General features: G+C 43.6%; 24 protein-coding genes. 5 read left to right on the top strand and 19 right to left on the bottom strand.

Translation table 11 applies throughout. The features are described 5' to 3' along the window. Positions 1-77: 77 nt before the first annotated feature. The 6 genes from MBEAL2_RS24410 to MBEAL2_RS24385 all read right to left on the bottom strand — a co-directional run bounded on the left by MBEAL2_RS24410 (position 78) and on the right by MBEAL2_RS24385 (position 3,655). Positions 78-299 carry a hypothetical protein gene (locus MBEAL2_RS24410; protein WP_047154844.1) on the bottom strand — a complete coding sequence of 74 codons (222 nt, stop codon included), beginning with the start codon at positions 297-299 and terminating at the stop codon, positions 78-80. Between the two features lie 169 nt (positions 300-468). Further along, positions 469-1,005, bottom strand: a complete 537-nt coding sequence (locus MBEAL2_RS24405) for a peroxiredoxin (RefSeq protein ID WP_047154843.1) — start codon at positions 1,003-1,005, stop codon at positions 469-471. 146 nt (positions 1,006-1,151) lie between these two features. Continuing rightward, entirely contained in the window at positions 1,152-1,715 is a 564-nt protein-coding gene (locus MBEAL2_RS24400) for an FAD-dependent oxidoreductase (RefSeq protein ID WP_047154842.1), read from the bottom strand. Between the two features lie 79 nt (positions 1,716-1,794). Then, the gene (locus tag MBEAL2_RS24395; RefSeq protein WP_047154841.1) at positions 1,795-2,625 is read right to left on the bottom strand and encodes a protein-glutamine gamma-glutamyltransferase; all 831 of its coding nucleotides are present in this window, start codon (positions 2,623-2,625) and stop codon (positions 1,795-1,797) included. Positions 2,626-2,739: 114 nt separating this feature from the next. Next, positions 2,740-3,042, bottom strand: coding sequence for a DUF3219 family protein (locus tag MBEAL2_RS24390; RefSeq protein WP_047154840.1), 303 nt, complete (start codon positions 3,040-3,042; stop codon positions 2,740-2,742). A 22-nt stretch (positions 3,043-3,064) separates the two neighbouring features. Then, the gene (locus MBEAL2_RS24385; RefSeq protein ID WP_047154839.1) at positions 3,065-3,655 is read right to left on the bottom strand and encodes a molybdopterin-dependent oxidoreductase; all 591 of its coding nucleotides are present in this window, start codon (positions 3,653-3,655) and stop codon (positions 3,065-3,067) included. Positions 3,656-3,890: 235 nt separating this feature from the next. On the opposite strand from MBEAL2_RS24385, the gene MBEAL2_RS24380 reads away from it, so the two are divergent. The 3 genes from MBEAL2_RS24380 (at position 3,891) to yhfH (ending at position 5,765) form a co-directional block, all read left to right on the top strand. Continuing rightward, positions 3,891-4,943, top strand: coding sequence for an LLM class flavin-dependent oxidoreductase (locus tag MBEAL2_RS24380; protein ID WP_047154838.1), 1,053 nt, complete (start codon positions 3,891-3,893; stop codon positions 4,941-4,943). 110 nt (positions 4,944-5,053) lie between these two features. Then, positions 5,054-5,359 carry a hypothetical protein gene (locus MBEAL2_RS24375; RefSeq protein ID WP_047154837.1) on the top strand — a complete coding sequence of 102 codons (306 nt, stop codon included), beginning with the start codon at positions 5,054-5,056 and terminating at the stop codon, positions 5,357-5,359. A gap of 274 nt (positions 5,360-5,633) precedes the next feature. Beyond that, positions 5,634-5,765 (top strand): protein YhfH, encoded by a 132-nt coding sequence (gene yhfH / locus MBEAL2_RS30645; protein ID WP_082130153.1) that lies wholly within the window; start codon positions 5,634-5,636, stop codon positions 5,763-5,765. A 216-nt stretch (positions 5,766-5,981) separates the two neighbouring features. Here the strand turns inward: yhfH and MBEAL2_RS24370 are convergent, their stop codons facing one another. From MBEAL2_RS24370 to aceB, 4 genes are all read right to left on the bottom strand, one after another. After that, positions 5,982-6,671 (bottom strand): LrgB family protein, encoded by a 690-nt coding sequence (locus MBEAL2_RS24370; RefSeq protein ID WP_047154836.1) that lies wholly within the window; start codon positions 6,669-6,671, stop codon positions 5,982-5,984. A 12-nt stretch (positions 6,672-6,683) separates the two neighbouring features. Next, a complete protein-coding gene (locus MBEAL2_RS24365) occupies positions 6,684-7,076 on the bottom strand; it encodes a CidA/LrgA family protein (RefSeq protein WP_047154835.1) in 393 nt (130 codons plus the stop codon). 191 nt (positions 7,077-7,267) lie between these two features. Next, the gene (gene aceA / locus MBEAL2_RS24360; protein ID WP_047154834.1) at positions 7,268-8,545 is read right to left on the bottom strand and encodes an isocitrate lyase; all 1,278 of its coding nucleotides are present in this window, start codon (positions 8,543-8,545) and stop codon (positions 7,268-7,270) included. A gap of 20 nt (positions 8,546-8,565) precedes the next feature. Continuing rightward, complete coding sequence (gene aceB / locus MBEAL2_RS24355; RefSeq protein WP_047154833.1) at positions 8,566-10,167, bottom strand: malate synthase A; 1,602 nt, start codon at positions 10,165-10,167, stop codon at positions 8,566-8,568. A 550-nt stretch (positions 10,168-10,717) separates the two neighbouring features. Between aceB and MBEAL2_RS24350 the strand changes: the two genes are divergently transcribed. Beyond that, positions 10,718-12,010: an acetylornithine deacetylase gene (locus tag MBEAL2_RS24350; protein ID WP_047154854.1), complete on the top strand. Its 1,293-nt coding sequence runs from the start codon at positions 10,718-10,720 to the stop codon at positions 12,008-12,010. Positions 12,011-12,118: 108 nt separating this feature from the next. On the opposite strand, the gene MBEAL2_RS24345 is transcribed toward MBEAL2_RS24350, so the two are convergent. The 9 genes from MBEAL2_RS24345 to MBEAL2_RS24305 form a co-directional block, all read right to left on the bottom strand. Then, entirely contained in the window at positions 12,119-12,304 is a 186-nt protein-coding gene (locus tag MBEAL2_RS24345; protein ID WP_047154832.1) for a hypothetical protein, read from the bottom strand. Between the two features lie 111 nt (positions 12,305-12,415). Further along, positions 12,416-13,888, bottom strand: coding sequence for a sodium:solute symporter family protein (locus MBEAL2_RS24340; protein ID WP_047154831.1), 1,473 nt, complete (start codon positions 13,886-13,888; stop codon positions 12,416-12,418). Between the two features lies 1 nt (position 13,889). After that, the gene (locus MBEAL2_RS24335) at positions 13,890-14,084 is read right to left on the bottom strand and encodes a DUF3311 domain-containing protein (RefSeq protein WP_047154830.1); all 195 of its coding nucleotides are present in this window, start codon (positions 14,082-14,084) and stop codon (positions 13,890-13,892) included. A 139-nt stretch (positions 14,085-14,223) separates the two neighbouring features. Beyond that, positions 14,224-15,399 (bottom strand): M20 family metallopeptidase, encoded by a 1,176-nt coding sequence (locus MBEAL2_RS24330; protein ID WP_047154829.1) that lies wholly within the window; start codon positions 15,397-15,399, stop codon positions 14,224-14,226. Positions 15,400-15,413: 14 nt separating this feature from the next. Then, positions 15,414-16,643 carry a Zn-dependent hydrolase gene (locus tag MBEAL2_RS24325; RefSeq protein WP_047154828.1) on the bottom strand — a complete coding sequence of 410 codons (1,230 nt, stop codon included), beginning with the start codon at positions 16,641-16,643 and terminating at the stop codon, positions 15,414-15,416. A gap of 128 nt (positions 16,644-16,771) precedes the next feature. Beyond that, positions 16,772-18,076, bottom strand: a complete 1,305-nt coding sequence (locus MBEAL2_RS24320; protein ID WP_047154827.1) for a helix-turn-helix domain-containing protein — start codon at positions 18,074-18,076, stop codon at positions 16,772-16,774. A gap of 11 nt (positions 18,077-18,087) precedes the next feature. Further along, on the bottom strand, positions 18,088-18,921 hold the full coding sequence (locus tag MBEAL2_RS24315) for an EamA family transporter (RefSeq protein WP_047154826.1): 834 nt from the start codon (positions 18,919-18,921) through the stop codon (positions 18,088-18,090). A gap of 2 nt (positions 18,922-18,923) precedes the next feature. Next, positions 18,924-20,222: a uracil/xanthine transporter gene (locus MBEAL2_RS24310; RefSeq protein WP_236693007.1), complete on the bottom strand. Its 1,299-nt coding sequence runs from the start codon at positions 20,220-20,222 to the stop codon at positions 18,924-18,926. 238 nt (positions 20,223-20,460) lie between these two features. Further along, positions 20,461-22,284, bottom strand: coding sequence for an LTA synthase family protein (locus MBEAL2_RS24305; RefSeq protein WP_052947980.1), 1,824 nt, complete (start codon positions 22,282-22,284; stop codon positions 20,461-20,463). Positions 22,285-22,480: 196 nt separating this feature from the next. On the opposite strand from MBEAL2_RS24305, the gene MBEAL2_RS24300 reads away from it, so the two are divergent. Next, entirely contained in the window at positions 22,481-23,866 is a 1,386-nt protein-coding gene (locus MBEAL2_RS24300) for a glycosyltransferase family 2 protein (RefSeq protein WP_152667913.1), read from the top strand. Positions 23,867-24,112: the final 246 nt, after the last annotated feature.

Raw genomic sequence — 24,112 nt, 5'->3', positions numbered from 1 at the left:
GACGAAGAGAACAGCTAAATCACATACTCCGTTTGTAAAGAAAGCCAGCCTGGATTGCTCCAGGCTGGTTGTTTTCTTTACAGTTTTTTTATTCTAATTCTATCTCCTGTCCGCAATTTATCTTTTCCTCCACTATGGATAACATCTCCACCTATATGTATACCGCTAATCCATTCCCCGCCATAGCTTACCTTCATTGCTTTTCCATCCGTAAGCAAAATCGTATGCGTATCATCTATGTGGAACATAGAAGAACCGTCAGAAGCTTTAAGAAATGTGCCTTCGATATAATTATCCATTACTACTCCCTCCTTTTTCTTATTTACCAGTATAAAAAACTTCCCCTGAAAAATATGTAAAAATCTGTCGGTAGGTTCAATTTTTAATTCTTCGGATGACCCATACTAAAAAGAGGCTCTTCTGTATCTGATATCAGAAGAGCCTCTTTTATTGCCTTTTTGCTTATCCCTATAGTGTTTTCATGCCTGGTCTCCAGTTAGCCGGGCAAAGTCCTCCTGACTGTAACGCCTGGAGAACACGCAATGTTTCTTCCACAGAGCGGCCTACATCATTATGGGTAACTACTTCGTATTTTACTTCTCCTTCTGGATTAATAATAAACAGTCCACGTAAAGCTGTTCCTTCTTCCTCCGACAATACGTCATAGTCGCGAGCAACTTTGTGGGTTAAATCAGCTGCCAGCGGGAAGTTTAGCTCTCCTAACCCGTTTTGGTCACGTGGAGTCGTAATCCATGCGCGGTGAGAATATACAGAATCCGTTGATACCCCTAGAATTTCCGTGTCTAATTCGGCAAATTGATCGTACGCATCGCTCAATGCTGTGATTTCTGTAGGGCAAACAAACGTAAAATCGAGCGGGTAGAAGAAGAAGACCAACCATTTTCCTTTATAATCGTCCAGTGTTACTTTACCGAAATCCTGTCCATTGCCAAGTGCTGTTTCCATTTCAAAATAAGGTGCTTTTTTTCCAGTAAGTCGTGCCATAGTAAATCCTCCTTTAATTGTTCTTATTTCTAATATGTATTAATTTTAAATAAATATTTTATAAAAGTCAATAGCAATTACACATAAGAAAGCAGCTGACCCGGATGTGAACCAGATCAGCTGCTTTCGTTTATAATATGGCGATTCTATGATTTTAGTAAATCGTGATCCACATACCGTTCGCCATTGAGCTGGCTAAGTATGTTAATCGCTACTTTTGCCCCGTCTCCGGCTGTAACAATCGTATGGACACTAACTCCAGCTGCTGTCCCTGCTGCCCAGATTCCATCTATGTTCGTTCTGCCTTCTGCATCTACGTCAAATACCGTTTTAATTCGCGGCTCCGTTCCGGGCTTCGTTTTTAAGCCAATTGTTTCTGCAAGGTCAACGAGGACACCCGTTGCCAGGATAACTTGCTGCGCTTCAAACGTGCCCTGTTCTGCTTCGATTTGAAAACCGGCATCTGTTTTAACGATGTTTACCACCTTACCTTCGACAATTTCTGCACCAAATTTACTTGCTTGTTTTTTCCCGGTTTCGATCATATCAGGTCCTGAAATTTCCATTATCCCATAATGATTTTCCATCCATGCCCGTTTTGTCATGCTCTTATCAGAATCAAGCACCAGCGTTCTCTTCCCGGCTTTCGCAGCAAACAGCGCAGCGCTCGCCCCGGCAGGCCCTGCTCCCACAATAGCAATATCGTACATGTTTCCCAGCTCCTTTTTCGTTTTTTATGATCCTTTTTAATGTAAAAGATGGAAACATCCTTGTCAACGCAGCGACTCTTTACATTTGAATAGACGTTATCGAACCGATTTGTGAAATGATAAAGCGATTTTCCGGGTGCTCTTGAGCCGAGGGCAGATCTGAAAACCTGTTACTGTATTGGGATAAATAGATAAAATCCGGGCGGCAGGCCTTATCGATTAGATAAGCGGGCACTGTGGCTCCCGGCTTTCGTTTTTTATTTAAAACGGTGATCATTCCTTGCTTTGTTTTTATTCCAATCCCATGCCCATAATAATGTTCATTTTCCATAACGACAACGTTCTCACCCTGCCATTCAATACTTGCAGGATTAACATCAGGATTTTCGAAATATTGAACATCGCCCGGCAGGTAATCAGCTTCTTTTCTCCATGTCAATCCAAGGTCTTTGTCATAATGCCAATCCCATAGGAGAAGATTAGAAAACAAGCGGTTAAAATCTTGCTGCGTAATGACTTCAAGCACAGCCTTATAACATACAATCATAACGGCTGTTGCACATTCAAACGCGTACTTTGGGCCGTTTTCAAAAATGTCGGCAATCCCCTCGGCAGGCTGTATACCTTCCCTCAGGCTAAATCCTCCGTTTTCCGTAAGGTCCCAGAATGCAAGGTTGCATCTCGAATTTTTAAACGTGGCAAACTCCGCACCGCTACGGTTAAGCTGCCTTGCAGCCCTGACCATGCGGCTTCTTAACCTAAGCTCAAATCGTAATTGCTCAAAAGAACTATACTGGTAAACGTGTTCACTTACAGCCATCCGTTCGATTGCTTCTTTCTGTACATTATTCGCTGACCACTGCTGGATGATAAATGCCGGTTCAACAGGCGATTCGAGGACCTTAATCATACCCTGCCTCCTGTAAACTTTATTCCTACTCAAATAAATATGCACAGGAGCAAGGTATCATCACAACTGCACAGGCAGCAATTACATCATGCGGATTTCTTTCCATTCTTCAACTTACCGAATTTCGATTAACTCTAATTTAAAATCACCAACTGTATCTTCCTTATAAAGGTTTGTGAAAGAAGTCGAATAATTATGGATGGTTCCTCTGAATTCCAGTTTATGCTCAGGAACTTTAATATCAAAAATCATCTCATATAATAGCGTCGTTATCGTATGGTACTCTTCCCCGCTCCGCACTTTAAAATCAAAGCCAATTTTATGTAACTCATTCCCGGTCTTTTCATCATGGATAACTTCCTGTTGATATCCGGTTGTTTTTATATTAACACCGTTCAAAATGACCTCAGTTGCCATGTCAACACCTCCTCTATTCTATTCAACGATAGCGTTCCTCTTTGAACGGGTTGGCTGTCATTGAATAACCCAATTCTTCCCAAAACCCCGCTTTGTCTTCCTTCATAAAGCGAATCCCCGAGGCCCACTTCGTTCCTTTCCATAAATAGAAGCTGGCCGGCGGAATAAAGCGCAGAGGATAACCGTGCTTGGGAGTAATATCCTGCCAGTCATGATTGTGATCCTTCCATCGGTAAACAAACAGGGCGTCATCCCCTAATAGTGCTTCGAGCGGCAAATTAGCTGAATATCCAAATCGGTCGCCACCATAGTAGCCGTATATTTGGATGTATTTAACACCTTCGTTGATTTCAACTGCATTCACTAGCTCGCGCATGGCAATCCCTTCAAAAGTTGTGCCGAATTTCGACCATGTTGTAACACAATGCATATCAATGGTTGATACCGTCTTTGGCAGCTTCATTACATCTGAAAAGGATAAGGCGGTTTCCTCTTTCACTTCACCAAACAACTTGAAATCCCACGTTTCTTCATTAAATTCGCAAACGTCTCCCTGGTGCAGAATAGGCCAACTTTCTGTTTCAAATTGACCAGGAGGCAGTATGTTTCCCATCTGGCTTCATCCTTTCTTCCAGCAAAAATGGCCCGCAATTTTTTAAGAGGGCGCTGCTTTTCAAACTAAATGATACTGTTTTGCACATTCAGATGCAAGGAACCGGCAGGAGAAATCGTTTCTGCTTTCCTCTATGCACCTTACATTATTTCACCTTGCTATATCGATAATTATCGATATAATAAATTTGTGGCAGAAAAGCATACTAAGCTTTATACAGAAGGAGGACGAAACGATGCCCAAAGGAAATTCAGTCAATAAAAATGCAAAACAACTGCTTGATATACCATTCTCGGTCCTTGATCTTTCTCCGATTGTGGCCGGCGGTACTCCCTCCGAATCTCTGCAAAAGACGTTAGATCTTGCCCGCCATGCCGAAAAGCTCGGTTATAACCGGTACTGGCTGGCAGAACACCATAACATGCCCTTCATCGCCAGTTCCGCTACGTCTATCGTCATCAGCCATGTGGCAGCCGGCACTTCAAAAATCCGGGTAGGTTCAGGCGGAATCATGCTGCCCAATCATGCTCCCCTGGTCATTGCCGAACAATTCGGGACGCTCGAAGCGCTGTTTCCAGGCCGCATCGATCTGGGTCTTGGCCGCGCACCCGGCACGGATCAGCGTACCGCACATGCCCTGCGCCGTGACCGCAGAAGTGATGGCCACGATTTCCCTGAGCAGTTAGCTGAACTGCGCGCCTACTTTAATCCGGCTTTAGCTCCGGAAAGAATGCATGTAAGAGCGATCCCGGGCGAAGGGTTGAACATCCCCATCTGGTTATTGGGCTCAAGTGGATTCAGCGCACAGCTGGCCGGCCAACTCGGGCTGCCTTTTGCCTTTGCCAGCCACTTCTCGCCTAACAATACACTGCCGGCTTTGGAGCTGTACCGCCAGAGCTTTAAGCCTTCGGAAGTGCTTGATGAGCCGTACGCAATGGTTGGGGTGAACGTCATTTCCGCCGATACGGATAAAGAAGCCCAGCGTCTGGCAACGACATTACAGCAGCAGTTCCTGAACTTAATCCGGAATCATGAAGCACCCCTGCAGCCTCCAGTGGATAGCATGGATGATTTCTGGACCGACTACGAGAAGGAAGCCTTGCAGCAGCAGTTGGGCTCCTCTATCGTCGGTAGCCCTGAAACCGTTAAACAGAAGCTGCAGATGTTTTTAGATGATACCCAGGCCGACGAAATGATGGTCATCGCCCAAATTTTTGACCACCAGGCACGTCTTCATTCCTACGAAATACTGGCCGAAATTACCGAACGGAAAGAAAGCAATTCGTAGCAATAACAACAAGCCATATTGACTGGGACGAAGATCAGGCAAAATTTAAAGGACTTAACAAAAGCACAATCAATTTCCCGCTCCGTAAAGATTGGATATTTACATCCGGGATGGGACTTGCGGCTTTTATCGCTTTTTACTTGTACGAAAAATCCTTTACAAAAATATCCGAACACTTTAGGATGCTTGTCATCCACGCAAAGGAATATTATGAATTTATTGTTATAAATCAGGGAAGAGATCATTTCTTACCTATAGATGACAAAAAAATCATTGCGTATGAAAAAAGCTTTGATGATGGATACGATTTTCATGAGGCAACGCTAACAGAAATCCTCAGGTTTTTTGAACCTGTTTTTATTGCTGTATTGAAAAAATCAAAAAAACAAGTGACTGTCATTCATAAACAGTTTTGAATGGCTTACAATCGCTCCATCTATTCCATGTACAAAAATTTAGATATACAAGCAGTAAAGAAATTGGATTTTGAAGACTTCTGATTTAATCGTGACAAAAAATGGGCTATCAGAAATGATAGGCCCATTTTTTTGATCCCTAACCCTATTGTGTTTTGAACAGGCAAAAAAATAAAAAAAAGTTATATAACAATCGTTGACAAAACATTTTCTGTTATAGTACAATAAAAACAAATAAAGAATTCAGAATAAAAGATAAATGGAGGAATAAAAAATGACAAGAGACCTGGAGTTTTACAGAAATCTGCCGAAAAAAATGTGCAGTGAATGTGGTGAGCATTTCGAAGAACAGGCAGAATCCTATCTTCATGAATGTGAACGCTGCTTCGGCCGTAACCACGAATAGAAAGGTGACCCAATGACGCTGGAGAACACAGAATAGTACCTTGTTTATTCCTGAAATCAGGGGATGGGCAAGGTACTATTTCTTTATGCTGTCAAAATAACAGCAAGTTATCTAAATAAACGTGAAAAGCGCCACAACTCCGCGTGCACGGTAGATTGTGGTGCTTTTATACGAATTTGTTGTTATACAACACAAGGGAATTAAAAGTGCAATAATTCACTTCGTAATCCATGGAATGATAACCGGGGCAAGGACAGAAACGAAAATTCCGTTAATCCCCATAGCTACACCGGCAATAGCAGCCTGCAGCCTCCCTTCTAATGCAGCCTGTGCCGTTCCGATACCGTGCGCCTGCACCCCAAGAGCGAGCCCTCTGGATAGCGGATCATAGATTCCCATTTTGTTCATAACCCAGGGACCCGTCATAGCTCCCAGCATCCCTGTTACCACGACAAAAATGGCGGTTAAAATCGCATTCCCATGAATGATGGGAGCCACTTCGACAGCCATCGGGGTTGTAATTGTTTTTAAACTTAAGGAACGAATAACCTCGGACGACAAATGAAGGCCTTTCAACATTAAAATCGTTGCCGTTATACTTACTATCGATCCGGCCATTATACCTGCAATCGAAGGAATGATATTCCGAAACAGGATGGCTCGATTTTGATACAACGGAACCGCAATTCCGACAGTAGCAGGCCCGAGAAAAAAACCTAGCATTTCCTTGGTGCCTTCATATTCCTTATAATGAACATTACTTGATACAAGTACACCAATAATCACCAGTGTACTAACAAAAACCGGATGGGTAAAAGGGGAAGAAACTCTTTTATTTAAGAAAAGACTCCCCGTGTACGCCCCGATCGTTACAATAAGTGTATAAAAGGTAACCGCTTTATCCATATCATCGCCTCTTTATGAAGATTGCTCCTGACCGGGCTTCTTTTCACGAACAAAGAATTGCGAAATCCTTCCCGTCGTGTAAATCCCAATCCATAAACTAACCAGAATGGAAACAAACAACAGCCAGCCTTGATGTAGAAGCAAATTCCCATAACTCATCAAGCCCACCGCAATCGGAATAAAGAAAAAAGACAAATGTTTCAAAAGAAGAGCAGAGCCTTCCTCTATCCATTGCAGTGGAATGACTTTCGTGATTAATAGAAGAAAAAGAAGCAGCAGGCCAATTAGATTTCCCGGTATCGGAAGGTGAAGAACCTTGACGATAAGATTTCCTGCCTGGTTAAGGATGTACAAAATACCGATTTGAACGGCTATCCGTACAGCAATTGTTATTTTTCTTTTCATATCTCCCACTCCTGTATCCTTCCCGTTCACATATAAAACTTCAGGATAGGGCCTGGTGCCCTATCCTGAGAGTAAACTAATAAAACAGCGTATTTACCTTTAATTCCTTCTATTTGTTATTTCCTATCCAGTGTTGTATACTTGTAGATAACCTTTAATTTTTTATCAGCGCTGGATGATAGGAAAGCGATTTATGCTTTTGTGAACTGTTCGGCTTCGGTTGAACCTGCAAGTGCAACCGTAGAGGACGTTCCGCCGCTAATGACCTGGGAAACTTCGTCAAAATAGCCGGTACCTACTTCGCGCTGGTGTCTTGTGGCAGTATAGCCATATTGTTCAGCGGCGAATTCTGCCTGTTGTAATTCGGAGTATGCTGCCATCCCTTTCTCCTTATAACCACGTGCTAATTCAAACATGCCGTAGTTAAGAGCGTGGAACCCGGCCAGAGTAACGAATTGAAATTTGTACCCCATTTTGCCCAATTCAATCTGAAATTTCGCAATCGTCTCATCATCCAGTTTTTTCTTCCAGTTGAAAGACGGCGAGCAGTTGTAGGCAAGCAGCTTTCCAGGGAATTTCTCATGGATGGCTTCCGCAAAGCGTCTAGCCTCTTCAATATTCGGCTCAGAAGTTTCACACCAAATCATATCTGCGTACGGCGCATACGCAAGACCTCTTGCAATCGCCTGATCGAGCCCCTCTTTCGTTCTGTAGAACCCTTCTGAAGTACGCTCACCCGTAATGAACGGTGCATCGTACGGATCAGCATCACTCGTAATTAGATTTGCTGCGTTTGCATCTGTTCTTGCGATTATTACAGTAGGAACACCCATAACGTCAGCAGCCAATCGTGCAGCAATCAGGTTGCGTACTGCAGTTTGTGTTGGCAGCAGAACTTTTCCGCCTAAGTGGCCGCACTTCTTCTCGGAAGATAACTGGTCCTCGAGGTGAACGCCGGAGGCACCTGCTTCAATCATCGCTTTGGTCAGTTCGAATACGTTTAATGTCCCTCCAAATCCCGCTTCCATGTCCGCAACAATCGGCGCAAACCAATTGATGTCATTGTTACCTTCTGAATGATGGATTTGATCCGCACGCTGCAGCGCCTGGTTAATGCGTTTAACAACGGATGGCACGCTGTTTGCCGGATATAAACTCTGGTCAGGATACATATTTCCGGAGAGGTTTGCATCCGCCGCAACTTGCCAGCCGCTTAGATAAATCGCTTTTAAACCGGCCTTTACTTGCTGTACGGCTTGATTTCCCGTTAAAGCGCCTAACGCATTAACATAGTCCTCTGTGTTTACAAGGTCCCAGAGGCGTCTGGCCCCCATACGAGCCAGTGTATATTCGATTTGAACCGAACCGCGGAGCCGGATAACATCCTCGGCCGAATACGGTCTCTCAATTCCTCTCCAACGGCTATCTTTCCAGCTTTCCTCTAATTGTGTTACGTAATGTTCTACCATATCTCATCCACCCTTTCTAATTATTGAATATATTTATATCCAGGAAGCGTTAAGAAGTTCTCAAACTTATCATCAAGGATAAGCTGAGAGAACAACTCACTCGCCAACTGGTACTTACCAGAACGATAATGGTCTTCTCCAACCGCTTCTTTAATTTTCTCCAGCTCTTCCCCAAGCAGCTGCTCGAATAATGGAGCTGTCACCTTACGCCCATCATCAAGAATGCCTTTGGGGTGACGAATCCACTGCCAAACCTGGGCCCGGGAAATCTCTGCGGTAGCTGCATCTTCCATCAGATTAAAAATCGGAACGGCACCGTAGCCGCGAAGCCAGGCTTCAATGTATTGAATCCCTACGCTAATATTCGTGCGAAGGCCTTCTTCTGTAATCGCTCCTTCAGGTACGGCGAGTAAATCCTCAGTCGTCACCTGTACATCCTCACGCTTGTTATCGATTTGATTTGGTGTCGTCATAATTTTGTCGAACACTTCCATCGCTACCGGAACTAAGCCGGGGTGAGCTACCCATGTTCCATCATGGCCATTCCTTGCCTCCCGTTCCTTGTCGGCGCGAACCTTGTTAAACGCTTCTTCATTTGCTGCCGGATCGCCCTTAATTGGGATTTGGGCAGCCATACCGCCAATGGCCGGAGCGTTTCGACGATGGCATGTTTTAATCGTTAGCTGCGCATAAGCACTCATAAATGGCACAGTCATTGTAACAGTTGCACGATCAGGCAGGATGACTTCCGGCTGGTTGCGGAGCTTCTTGATGTAGCTGAATATGTAGTCCCAGCGTCCGCAGTTTAACCCGGCTGAATGCTCGCGCAGTTCATATAGTATCTCATCCATTTCAAACGTTGCCAGAATCGTTTCAATAAGAACGGTTGCTTTAATGGTTCCCTGTGGAATTCCCAGTTCGTTCTGTGCAATAACAAACACTTCATTCCACAGCCTTGCTTCCAGATGGCTCTCAAGCTTAGGAAGATAAAAATATGGACCTGAGCCATTCTGAAGCAGCGTATCTGCATTATGGTAGAAATAAAGACCGAAATCGAAGAGACTTGCGGATACGGGTTCTCCATCGATTAATACATTTTTTTCTTCCAGGTGCCATCCGCGCGGCCGGACAATTAACGTTGCTGTATTTTCTTTCAGTGAATATTGTTTGCCGTCCGGATTCGCAAAATTAATGGTTCTCCGAATCGCATCCCTTAAATTGATTTGGCCTTCGATTGTATTGCTCCAGGTTGGAGAGTTGGCATCTTCAAAATCGGCCATAAACAATCTCGCTCCGGAGTTTAAGGCATTAATGACCATTTTGCGGTCTCCTGCAGGTCCGGTAATCTCTACCCTTCGATCTTGAAGATCAGGCGGGAGAGGGGCAATGGTCCACGCACTGTTTCGAATATGTGCTGTTTCCGGCAGAAAATCAGGCAGTTTACCTGCGTCAATCTGCTTCTGCCTTTCCTCGCGCTTCTCTAATAGAGATACGCGTGTGCGATTGCATTCCCTTTGCAATTTGGCTACAAACGCTAATGCTTCAGGTGTAAGGATTTCGGCATAAGATTCAGGAATTGCTTCGATAATGTCAATACCTTCCAGATAGTTTGTTCTGCTCATGAATCGAAAATCACCTCTCCGTAATCGTGTTTTTCAAATTTGTATTATATAACTATCCTCTTTCCATGAACCTATTATATAACAGTTGATTTTTTCATGCAAGAGTATATATTAAAAAAATTTTGTCTTTTAGGTGATTATTTTGTCGTTTACGGTAAGAGCTTGTTCTATAAAGCTTTAAAAATGCTGTAATGTAGGGGTTTTCCTTACTACTTTGGTATCGACATTCAGTAAAAAAGCCCTGTCTGGCTAGCGGGGAAATTCAGTGTAACGATAAGACTTTGTTATATAACAATGAAAATATCTCACAAAAAACCCCACTTCGGTTTGAAGGGAGTTTTCTACATACGGATCTTAATTTTTACTTCCTTGTCGTTATCTAATCTGCTTTCTTTAAATTATCCATGCTTTCCTTTACTACACCGAGTTGATAAGTCACATCGTCTATATCGGTTTTGACTCAAGCATTGTTTTACAGGCTATCGTTGTATAGTATTGTTTAAAAGGCTTATTCCAAGTCTAAATCGCATAAAGGAGTGAGGATATGCAAATGAAGCCTGATCAGCTGGCGGAGCGTATTTCAAACGAAGTTGAAGTGAGGAAAGATGAAATCACTGAACTATTAGCCACCCTCGTTTCATTTCCTACTGTTAGTCCCCCAGCCCGCAATACAAATAACATTCAGCATGCGATCAAACAGTATTTGGCCGACCTGGGATTTGAAACAGATATGTGGGATGTTTACCCTGGCGATCCGAATGTTGTAGGAGTTTTACCCGGAAAATCTTCTGAGCATTATCACAGCTTAATTATCAACGGCCATATCGATGTGGCGGAAGTTGGGGATGACAAGGAGTGGACCTCATCGCCTTTTACCACCCGCGTTAGCGACCCTTACATATACGGGCGCGGGGTAGCGGATATGAAGGGCGGGATCGCGGCATCCCTTATCGCGATTAAAATCTTAAAAGAGCTCGGGGTTCCCCTTCATGGGGACTTGCAGTTTCAATCCGTTATCGGGGAAGAAGCAGGAGAAGCCGGGACATTAGCCTGTATGGAGAAAGGCTATACGGCTGACTTCGCTGTAGTCGTTGATACAAGCGATTTACATATTCAGGGACAGGGCGGCGTCATTACAGGCTGGATTATCATTCAAAGCAAGGAGACCTATCACGACGGAATCCGCGGGAAAATGATCCATGCAGGCGGTGGAATTAAAGGGGCAAGCGCAATTGAAAAGATGGCTAAAATTATTACAGGCCTCCAGGAGCTAGAACGCCATTGGGCGGTAACCAAACACTATGAGGGCATAGCTCCCGGCACGAATACAATTAATCCAGCCGTCATTGAAGGAGGCCGGCATGCCGCTTTTATTGCCGATCACTGCGCCCTGTGGGTAACAGTCCATTTCTATCCCAATGAGGATTATGAGGAAGTGATAAAAGAAATCGAGCAGCATATAGGTTTTGTGGCAGCTGCTGACCCTTGGTTGAAGGATAATCCGCCGCAATTTATTTGGGGAGGAAAATCGATGATTGTGGATCGCGGAGAAATTTTCCCCTCATTAGAGATTGATCCTGCCCATCCAGGTACGCAATGCTTAGCGAATTCATATGAAATCATGGTAAAGGAAAAACCGGCTATCGGAATGTCGACGACTGTAACAGATGCCGGGTGGCTGGGCCGGGCCGGGATTCCAACTGTCATTTTTGGGCCGGGAAAATTGGAGGATGCCCATGCAGTGGACGAGAAAGTTGATATCGGTAAACTATTGGACTTCACAAAAATACTTGCGGTGTTTATTGCCAGGTGGTGTAATACGAGAAAAGCCGAAGAAGGATGAGCCATTTATCCATTAAATAATACATATTCAACGTGCAGAGAAACCCTAAGTTTTCACTGCACGTTTTTCTTGTATCAGTTGCCTTGCTGTTTATTACGGAATAAATCTTCAGCAACACCCGAGCCGAGCATAACGCTGAGCAGAATGAAAACAAACCCTGCCATTTGAAGCTGTCGTTTTCGTAAGCCCTACAGCTAGAAAATAGTTCTCTGCCAGTACTTTGGTGGCGACAACGTTAAATCCCCATCCAACCATAATACAAAACAAAATAAAATAAATTTGATATTTTTTCATCCCACTCCTGCTCTCTGCTTTTCTACTTATTGATTACGGAGGAAACGCCTTTTACCCACAAAAAATTCCCTCCAGCCGCTGGAGGGAATACATTTACGAAGCCGTTCTTACCTAAGCTATAATCTCCTTTTGGCTTTCCGCCACTGCTTTTCTCGTCGCTGCACTTACAACGACCAGGAATACGATATTTACAACCAGAGCGATAACACCCACATTCAAATCTTGAATGGATTGCGGCAACGAAGGAAACAGAGTTCCGACTGTCGTTTTGCTAATAGTTACATAAGCTACCGTAGCTACGCCGGAAAGAATACCGGCAAAGGCTCCTTGCTTCGTGACAAAGTTAGTTTTCGTTAAACTCATGACAAGCGCCGGGAACAGTTGAGTTACTAAACTATATCCCATCAGAAGCAGCGCTACAAGGGTATTTCCTCCCTGGAAAGTGAAATATAACGCGCCAAGAGCAACCACGGGAACGAGATATTTAGCTAAGGTCGCAATCTGTTTTTCTTCAGCAGACGGCACAAACACTTTATAAATATTTTTGGATATTAACGTAGCTGATGCCATCAAAATCATAGATCCTGGCACGATGGCTGTCAATAGCCCGGCTGCACCAATGATACCGACAAGCCACGGATCAAAAGACTGCTTGGTCAACTTCAATAAAGAAAGATCGGCATCCGTTCCTTTCAGGCCTGGAACTTGAAGGATGGCTGCGAATCCGACGAAAAACACAAAAAGCAAAACCAATTGGTATAAAGGCATAATGATTGCATTTCTGCGGAATACATTTTCATTTTGAGCTGAATAAATCGACCCAAATGTATGTGGCCACATATAGAAGCCCAGGGCTGTTAGAAGGACGGTCGAATTAAACCAGGATACACTTAACCCCTTATCAGGAAGCTGCAGAAAACCCGGTTTCGCTTTATCAACAGCTTCGAACATCGCCTGGAAGCCGCCATAATAATGGTAAGGAAGATAAATGCCAAGGAACAGAACAACAATAAGAATCATAGTATCCTTGAGCGCTGCAGTCCAGGCAGAGCCGTGAATACCGGAAATCATCACATATACCGTTACGGAAATCGCACCAATCCAAATCGCAAACGTCGGTGAAATCATTCCATAAGAAGCTTCTGAAACAATGCTTCCCAACCCTTTCAATTGAAGGACCAGATAAGGAATGACAGCCGCTACACCCACAAGTGAAACGAGTACACCGAGATAAGGGCTCTTGTATTTGCTGACAAAGAAGTCAGGCTGGGACATGAGATTATTTTCTTTTGCGTATCTCCATATTTTAGGAAGCAGCCAATAGGACATAATGTAAGCAAGTGCGCCATAAGCCGTAATATAGTAGGTTGGCCCCCCTTTTCCGTACGCCCAGCCGCTTCCACCCAGGAAAGTAAAGGTTGTATAAATCTCACCGGCCATAAGGAGAAACACAAAAATGGTGCCGAACCCTCTTCCCCCTACTGTCCATTGTTCGAGATCCATGTCCTTTCCCTTTCGAGCCCGAACCCCCAGGTAAATCGATAAAGCGAGAAAGATAAAAATAATGACTAATGAGATATTCATTTTAGGTGTCCCCCTTGCTTGCAGAATCTAATTTGAAAATAATCCACATAATCGGCGTTGAAAGAACCGTCCACAGTACAACCCAGAAAAGAAGAAAAGGCATACCCAATACATAAGGTTCAACCCGGTTCGCCCAGGATGAAAGGCCAAGAATCGTAATAAACGGGATGAGTGCTAATAGATGATAAAGTTTCAACCGTTGTCCCCCTCTTTCCACTTTACATTTTAATAATCTAAATTAGTTAACCAATTTTGAATATTTAGCCTGGAGGAATTTAGAAATAAATGGTGTGGATAGACCCCGGTAAAGGGGCCTTCCTACAATAAAGACCGTTTTATCCTAATAGCTTGCATGCGGCATGTACGAACATCTTTACACCAATTTCCAATGCGTCCTCGTCTACTGTAAAACGGGCATGGTGATGAGGGTAGATAATATCCTTTTCCTTGTTTCCAGCCCCTACGTAGAAGTAAGTACCCGGCGCCTTTTGCTGGAAAGCGGAGAAATCCTCCCCTCCCATGTTCGGCTTCATCATATAAAGCGTCCCTTCGCCAAACGCTTCCAGTACTGTTTCTTCAATGACCTTTGTCACTTGCTCATCATTAATGACCGGGCGGTATCCGCACTGATATTTAAATTCGTAGCCTGCGCCATGGGCTTCCGTAATTCCTTTTACAATCCGTTCCATGAGCTGAGGGACGGATTCTCTAAGCTTCGCATCGAAACTGCGGACCGTTCCGCAGATTTCAACTGCACCCGGAATTACGTTATGTGTCGTACCCGCAATGAACTGGGTTACAGAAACAACGAGGTTATCCAGCGGATCCGTATTTCTCGACACGATATGCTGCAGATTGGTCACGACCTGGGCAGCGATGGCGATGGAATCAATCGTATCGTGCGGAAGCGCTGCGTGCCCGCCCTTGCCTTTCACCGTAATCCAGAACGTATCCGGAGCAGCCATCATCGCCCCATACACAACGCCTACTTTTCCGATTTCAATCGGGGCCCAGAGATGAGCGCCGATAACCATATCAACGCCATCCATTACACCGGCCTGAACCATTTCTTCGGCTCCGCCAGGATACAGTTCTTCAGCATGCTGGAACAGAAAGCGAACTTCCCCTTTTATTTTGTCTTTCATCCCCGACAGGATTTTTGCTGCACCGAGCAGCATCGCGGTATGCCCATCATGCCCGCAAGCGTGCATAACCCCCGGGTTTTGAGAAGCAAATTTAAACGTGTTTTCCTCCTGGATGGGCAATGCGTCCATATCCGCGCGAATCGCCAGCACTTTTCCCGTCTCAGAACCAATCAGGCGGGCTACAACACTTGTCCTGGTTGGACGGGAAAGTTCTAAGTTTCCAAAAGATTGAAGCGTATCATACACATATTGCGCTGTTTTTTCCTCCTGGAAGGATAACTCAGGATGCTGGTGGAGGTATCTCCTCCAGTTAACCACTTCTTCTCTCGTTTGTTCTACCGCGCTGTTTAACGTTTCTGTTTGCATTTTCATACGCTCCTCTACTCTTTAGTAGCTAACTGAAGGACGGTATCATACAGTACATTGGCACCGTCTGCGCAATCTTCTTTAGAACTCCACTCCGCAGGATTATGGCTAATTCCGTCTTTTGAGCGGATAAATAGCATCCCCATGGGACAAAGCTCAGTAAGCTGCATGCCATCGTGTCCGGCTCCGCTTGGAAGGGAAATAGGTTCCAGACCGAGTTTTACGCACGCCTCCTTGGCTTTCTCCTGAATGACACTGGAACACGGCGCAGGGGCGACACGCTGTAGCACTTCTGTTTTTAAACGGACGCTGCGCTGTTCACACAGCCTCTCAGCTCCTGTTACAATCCGCTGTTCCACCTTATCGCGGACCGCTTCATCTATATCCCGAAGATCGAGGGTAAACTCAACCTTTCCGGGAATAATGTTGATGCCGCCAGGATATAGCTGCAACTGCCCGACGGTTCCAACGGTGGAACCGGTCTTAGCTGCTTCTTCTTCAATAAGTTGAATGATTCCGGCAGCTGCAACGAGGGCATCATTGCGATCGTTCATTGGAGTCGTCCCCGCATGCCCCGCCTCTCCTTTGATCACGAATTTGAGCCATAAAGGACCCGCGATTCCCGTAACAACACCAACGGATGCATTGCGCTTCTCAAGAATTTTTCCCTGTTCGATATGCAATTCTACATAAGCCTTCACCGTACCCTTAGGCCGCGCTGCCTGGCCGATGGCAGAAGGGTCATATCCGGCTTCGCTCATCGCTTCGGCGATTGTAATCCCCTGCTGATCCTTATTTTGCAATTGATCGCGGACGAGCGTTCCGGCAATTCCCCGGCTCCCGATCATCCCGAAGCTGAATCTTGCTCCTTCTTCATCGGTAAAGGCAACCACTTCAATCGGGTGCTCCGTGACGATCTCTTGCTCATTCATCGTGTGCAGAATTTCAATGCCGGAGAGCACGCCGAGCGGTCCATCGAAATTCCCGCCGTTGTATACCGAATCGACATGTGACCCGACGAGTACAACCGGCGCGTCCTGATTTCTTCCTTCCCTGCGGCCGATTAGATTTCCCACGGCGTCTTCATAGACTGTAAGCCCAGCTTCCTCCATATATGAAGCAACTTTTCTTTTGGCTGCCCGCTCCTCTTCACTAAAGGATAAACGAGTGATTCCGCCGGACGCTTGCTTCCCTATCGAGCCTAATTCCATAAGGCGATTCCATAATCTGTCCTGATTAATCATTTTTCCTCCCGCTGTAAAATTCAATTTATTTAAGGTCGATTTAAGGTTATGACCATAATTATATAATTATTGTTCTATTTTGTTAAGATGAATTTTTTAGAAAAATGCAGTTACATGATCCGCGTGCTTTAATCTAAAGAAATATTGTAAATTTTTCTCGGTCTGCCACGAGAATAAGGGGTCTCCTCACCCACGACCTGCGCAATCCCGTTCTCCTCCAGTTCAGTCAGAATCCGGCGCGCGCTTCTCGGCATAATCTGCATATACTGCGCCAGTTCATGGGCACCAATTTCATTCTTTCCTATTTTTCCGAGGATGGATTTCAGTTTACTTAATGTAGAAATGCTGAGGGATGTCTGCTCGCTTACTTTCTGCAGCTCCTTTGAAGCATACGCGTGTGTGATTTGCTCTTCCCTTCCCAGTGGTCCTGCTATCGTTTTATTATCAAAGCCAACCATCCAGCTCCCTTTTCCGTATTCTCTGGCATGAAATAAAGCCCGCCCGGCATTGATTTCCGCTTCATACGCCGTCTTGCCAATTCCGATACCGCACGTCATTACTTCTTTCTTTAACTGGCCGAGGTCTTCCAAATCAGGGATAACCGTAAATTCACCCGTAATATTTTGCAATAAACCGCGCGTTGTAAAAATCACATACCTGCCAGGGCCGGCTGATTTAAGGGAGCCATGGATTTTGTTGGCGTAAGTGAGCAGCTTCTCCGCAATTTTGATTTCTATTTTATAAATCTCATCCGTTGAAAAAGTGTCCTTCGCCATCCCTACATAGGAATCGATTTCAATCATTTGAACAGCAATCTGGCTTTCTTTAAAATGCAGCATTTCATAAGTGCGCAGGGCCAGATTCAGCACAGAATGGATGGCCGGCTTAGCGGGAAGCACACGGTAAACAGGGACACCCATCTGCTCAAGCTCCAAATAAGCGGTCCGAAGGCATGTTACGGCCGCTTTCGTTTTCCCGCTCTTCCACAATTCATAATGGTAGGCCGCCAGTTCATGTGCATCAATGTCCCCTTCATAATGTTTGAGAAATAGATGGCTTGTTTTAATTTCCGCCTCGTCCAGAATGCGTTCGAGTTCATCAGGATGGTAGTTATCGAAGCTGATCTGTTCCATCGGAATTTGTTCATGATAAGAGATTTGCAGCAGGGTTTTATAGAGGCTTGAGCCGGTATGCGGTGTAAAAAACATCGGCTTTGTAATTCCGCCCCAGCTTTTTGCGATGGAATAAGGGACCTTACCGGAAAAGAGCCAGATATCAAAGTCATTCGCAACCGGTTTTAGAAGATCAACAATTTCCTCTTCCCGCCAATAAACAATCGGTACGCATTCGAATTCAGGGTATTCGCTTATGACTGATTGAATAACGCCGATCGAGTCATCCGCTCCGAGTAAACCTAAACGTATTTTTCTCATCTTGCCCTCCGTCATTTCATGATAAATAAAATACCTAAAATCGTAATACAGCAGGCGATTAGCTTGGCCGTCGTAATTGGCTCCTTATAATAAATGCGTGCTAAGAATAAGGCGAACAGCGGCGACGTATACGCCAAAGCTACCACGAGTGTCCCATCGGCCAGCCGCAGAGCGGAAAGCAGGGAGACCCATTGGATGACCGCAAGCAGGCTGCGAATGGATAAGTGTGTACCAAGTTCCGGAAACCATAGTTTGGGCCGATACAACAAGTAAATAATGAGCGCAATTCCACATGCGCGGAAAAAGTAAAGCGTAGGGGCATTGACCCATTGATGCACAAGAAGCTGCTGGGTCGGAACCATGCTGAGACCCGAAAAAACAGCGGTAGCAAGCCCTAATAAATTCCCCGTTTTTTTAAGCTCTATCAATGGAGTAAGGAGGTTTCTCCCTTTTACGTTGAGAAAATAGACACCAAGCACGATAAGCAGAACCGGGATTAAAATATGTACATTAAACCCGTGCAGCATGCTGTTTGGAATAAACGTGAACAGCGGGGTAAGCGCCGTATATACAGCCAGGTGGGATACCTGGATTCGCCCAAGCGCTAAGAAAAACAAGACATTGGACACGGTATCCAAAGCAATCACAACGACCAGTAAGCCGATGGAAGCCGGTGTAATGGAAAACGAATAATACCACGGCATAACGCAGCCAAGCATAAGACCAACCAGCAGAAAAGAAACTACGATGAAACTGTTATTGTCCTTCATTTGCACCGTGATTTTTTTCGCATACAAGGCATTCACCGCATTTAAAAAGGAACTGGTCAGGGCAAGAAAAAACATATTCAATTCACCTCCTTTTGTTCCAAACGAGCCCAATTTACGGTGTTCTCAAGGACAAGCGACACAAGAATCCCAACCAGTAGCCCGTTGCTGATTAGAGGACGAATCGACATCGGAAAAGAAAGAAACGCTTCAGCGGGTAACGTAAGCAGCGCAATGCCAAGTAATGCAGGGCCTGCGATACGATAAATCGTCCTGGAACTGAACTGAATTCCTTCTATATTTTTTAAAGCCGAACCAAATAGCTGCAAGTAGGCGACAAACAACACTGCATCCCCTACGCTTATCGGCATCGTGGCGAATAAGGAACTGAGAATGGGAATAAGGCCAAGCAGGATAAACACCAGCCCTCCGACAATAAAGGCCGATCTCTCTAAAATCCGGGTGGACTGCAAAAAGCCAAGGGATGAAGTATACGGAGCGTAAGGGACCATCCCCAGCAATCCGGAAACTACAGAATTGATTCCTGTTAGCAGAAAGGAACGTTGATATTGCCCGTCCGTCGTCTTCTTCTCACAAAGCGGCTCAACTCCCCGAAGCGTAGCTACCGTGTTCGTTGTATTAATCAAGCCGGTTAGCAGGGCAGTCAGCACAATCCCCCACTCGAAATTAGGCCTTCCCCAGGGAAAGAAGGAAATCAGGGAAACGTCCGCTGTTTGAGCAGGCGCTCTGGCGCCAAAAAGAATAACGTATAGAATCCATCCAACTACAATCCCGATTAAAATAGAAAAATTGCTGATTTTTCCGCGCCCTTTGATATTTAACCAGCTAACCAAAATAATTAAAAATACGGACAATAATGCTGCTTTTACATCAATATGGGGGCTGGTTGATAGACCGAGCATGCCTTTGGTAAAGATAGAAATCAATTGGCTGGCCAGAAGCAAGAGAAAAACGCTCATAACGATAGGTGTAAAGATTTTCTTCAGAAGTGCGCCGATTCCTAAAGCGCCTAAAATTGCAATGACAATCCCGGAAAGGATAATCCCGGTGGCGAGGCCGCCGCCAAGTAAAGACAGGCTCATCTGGCTGGAGGCAGCCGATGCACATAAACTTAGAATAACGCCCCACCATAAGCCGGATTGTCCTTCCATGAGCGGCAGCCGGTGCCCGATTGCGGCTTGAAGCACACAGGCGATGCCTGTGTAAATGAAGGAACGCTGCAGTGCCGAGGAGATTTCACCTGCGGACAGATGAAAGGCTGCTCCAACAGATATTGGAATGACAACCGTATTAGCGAACATAAAAAAGAGCCATTGAACGCCTGCTAATAAGGTTGTTATCGTAATTAAGCGATGCAAGAAACCCCCTCCTTTTTTCTTTTTTTTAACGGTTGAATTTAGGTCACGTCCATAATTATAGACTATTCTGTTATTTTTGAAAAGAAAGCGAATCCTATTTTATTACTTCTTTAAACTATGATTTTGCTGAGCAAGACGCAGGCTGCAAAATAAAAAATCGTCCGGGTGGACGATTTATAACAAAGCGTTGTTTAAGACCTGCCATCAATGGCGCGTCGAATAACTAGATGATTTTCATTTATTTTAACGCTCTAACATATTCATCAGATAATTTGAGATACTCTACCATTCGCTCCTGTAGTTTCAAGGCTTCATTGTTGGCAGGGGAGACTTTTCTGTCTTTTAAGTTCATTATTTTCCCGCTGCTTTTCGTTGTACCTGGAGTGAAACCGAAAGACTGGTTAATATAAGAACCCGTTGGTGCATAAAAACGAATGCCAATCATGTGATCGTTAGCATTCATTAAGTCGGTCCCAAAAACAATTTCTTTGCTTATGTCTGCACCTAATAAATTTGCAATAGTTGGATAAATATCGACCAGTCCCCCTACTGTCTGTATGATTTCTCCCTTTGTTACTGTAGGAATTTTAACAATTAAGGGAACGTTAAGGTGATCAAGCAGCGTATCGTATTTTCTTCCCAATAATTCATGGACAAGTGCCACATCTTTTTCATTTTCGGTTTGAAGTCCTTGATGATCTCCATATACTACAATGATCGAATGATCATACATGCCATCTTTTTTTAATTCGGCAAGGAATTTACCGAAAGCATAGTCAGCATAACTTACAGCTTGAATATAGGACCCTACACGAGAGTTATCATAGGCAGCAGGCAAACCGACTGTAAAACGTTTTTTTGTATCAGGTAGATTATATGGAAAGTGACTGGACAAAGAAATAATATGGGAATAGAATTTCTCCCCTTTTTGGTTATACTCTAAGAGCTTTGCGATTGTTTTCTTGTACATAACCTCATCTGAAACTCCATATGCAATCACATCTTCGTTCCCAAAATATTTATCATCAAAATATTCTTGAAACCCAAGTGCTTGATAAAGTTTTTCACGGTTCCAGAAGGAAATATTGTTTGCATGGAAGGTTGCCGTGTGATAGCCGAGTTTACCCAATAATCTGGGCAATCCAGGTACATTTTTTTTTTCAATTGCTGAAGACATCGCAATGTCACCTAATGGATAAATGGAGGTATTGGTAATGAATTCGGCATCGGATGTATTTCCTATTCCTACTTGTGTATAGAAGTTTGGAAAATAATAAGACTCTTTTATAAGTTTATTTAGATGTGGTGTTACTTCTTTTCCATTTATTTTTTTGTTGATTAAGAAATTCTGCATGGCTTCCAGCTGAACAACGATTACATTGTTGTTTTTGGCAATGCCATGCAGTTTCCTATTCCTATGCGTTATGAAGTCGCCTTGTTTCTGTTTGATTGTTTCAGCATTTATCACTTGCTCCGCTTTAAATCGTTGCTTAATTCCAATGGCTGCTGCAGAAAACTGATATCCAACAAGACCCAGTTGATCGTATTTATTTATTTCACTGAGTGTATTCGTGGAATTGAAAATTCCTAATGAAATAAAAAATACGACCAAAACCGCAGCAATGCATGTCAGCTTTTTATTCATATTTATAGATAGCCCAGTAAAAACATGCTTGATTTTATATAAGCCGGCAAGCAGAAAAAAATCTGCAAAAAACAAAAAATATACGGGTTTAAACAGGGCCAATATGCCATCTTTAACGGTTCCGATCTGATGTAGCTGATGCAATGATTTATAAGTAAAAATTGCATGGTAATAATTAAAATACATAACCGTAGTTACTGACAGTACTGTCATGATTAAGTTGAGCAAAAGAAGAGAAATATTTACAGCCTGCCTTTTTAGCCACGTGAATAGCGAGATAAGGATGAATAAAAAGGATACCTCTGCAGCAAACCCTTCAGGATTGATTTTCCCCATAATGGAATATTTGACATAAAGCATTTTAAGAATAATGGTAACAAAAGTAACTACCCAGAGAACGGTAACTTTTTTTGGCATAACATACTCCTAGAATGAGGTTTTTTCTTTTTTTAGACGGTATTTAAGGAGGTAATAAATTTCCTCTTCTTAAATAAAAATTCCCCTCCGTAATTATTTCCCAATCTGGTAAGTCAAATACCTTTTTTCTTTATAAGTATCTGTATGTCTTTAAATGGAAATAATAAAAAATAAATCAAAATGATACAGGGGTGGAATGATGTTTATATCTTTAATCTTACTTTGCCTTGCTGTAACTTTTACATACGGGGTATTCACACAAGGCTGGGGAGAATCCATGGAACTTGGTGTCTATTTTTTTCTTTCCGCCGTACAGAGTATTTCATTATTCTTTGTCGGGTATCAAACAGTTATGAGTTACCTTGGCCTAAAAAGGGATAAGAAGATAGAAATAAAAGAACCAATAAACAAATTTGCTGTCTTAGTTGCTGCCCATAATGAAGAAGATGTTATCAGCCAAATCTGCGAAAATCTAAAACAAATGGATTATCCTAAGGATTTGTATGATGTCTACGTCATTTGTGATAATTGTAGCGATCGGACTGCAGAGGAAGTAAGAAAAACAGGTGTAACAGCAATGGAAAGACATGACCCGTTTAAAATGGGAAAGGGCTTTGGCCTGGAATGGATGTTTGAAAGACTCTGGGAACTTGAAGGACAAGGAATAACATATGATGCAGTTATGATGTTTGATGCAGATAACCTTGTAAGCAAGGACTTCCTTAACATTATTAATTCAAAGTTAATTGATGGGCATGATGTCGTTCAGGGGTACCTTGATTCAAAAAATCCGGATGATACCTGGGTAACAAAATCATATTCATTTGCCTACTGGTCCACAAACAGAATGTATCAATTAGCAAGGGAACATCTGGGGTTGACAGCTCAATTGGGTGGAACGGGCGTTACCGTCGCTACCAAGGTTTTAAAGGAAATCGGATGGGGAGCTACATCATTAACAGAAGACCTGGAGTTTACTCAACGATATATTTTAAAGACCGGAAAAAGAGTCGCATGGGCTCATGAAGCAAAATTATTTGATGAAAAGCCCCTGGGATTCAAGCAATCTTTCAAACAGCGTATTCGCTGGATGCAGGGACACTTTGACTGTATGACCCGGTATGCAATCCCCCTGGTAAAGGAGGGATTCAAGCGGAGAAAATTAATGCTGATTGATTCAGCCATCTACCTGGCAATGCCATCTCGTTCTATTTTGGCATTCATTCTATTGATATTCTCCCTGCTTTCTTATACAGGCATGTATAAAGTCGACGGCGCTTTAGGGAATGTCGTGGATCGTTCCATTTTATTCGATGGCTGGGTTTATGCAGCCTTTGTTCTCTGCTACATTTCTTTACCAATTGTTTCCATAATACTTGAAAAGAAAGGGAAAAAGTTACACTGGTTCGTGGTATCGTACTTATTCGGTTTATCATGGATACCCGTAACAATCATCGGTTTTTTCAAAAAAAATCAAAAGGAATGGAACCATACAAAACACACTCGGGCACTTTCTATTGAACAACTCGAACGAAGCCATGAAGAAAAAGAAGTCATTTATGGGCAAAATCCAATGAAATAACCCCATTTTTTTAAAATGGTTACGTTTGCCCTATTTCGTAGAAATGCCGTTGGTATGGAGAAAACCAGGCAAGATAGACAGATGTCAACCATTTTCAGTATAAAAAATAATCTGCACAGCTTGAGCCTAAAATTAGATTGGACTCAGGTTGTTACCTAACTAGTTCGTCCATTAAAAAAATAGGAGGAATCGAGGTAGCAAGATGAAGATTCCTTTAAACAGCAAAAAAGAGGGACTATCTTAAAT

The organism is Aneurinibacillus tyrosinisolvens (genome assembly GCF_001015055.1).
GTDB classification, from domain to species: Bacteria; Bacillota; Bacilli; order Aneurinibacillales; family Aneurinibacillaceae; genus Aneurinibacillus_A; species Aneurinibacillus_A tyrosinisolvens.
Note: the sequence above shows the minus strand (reverse complement) of the source record. Positions and strands in the feature narration are given on the sequence as shown.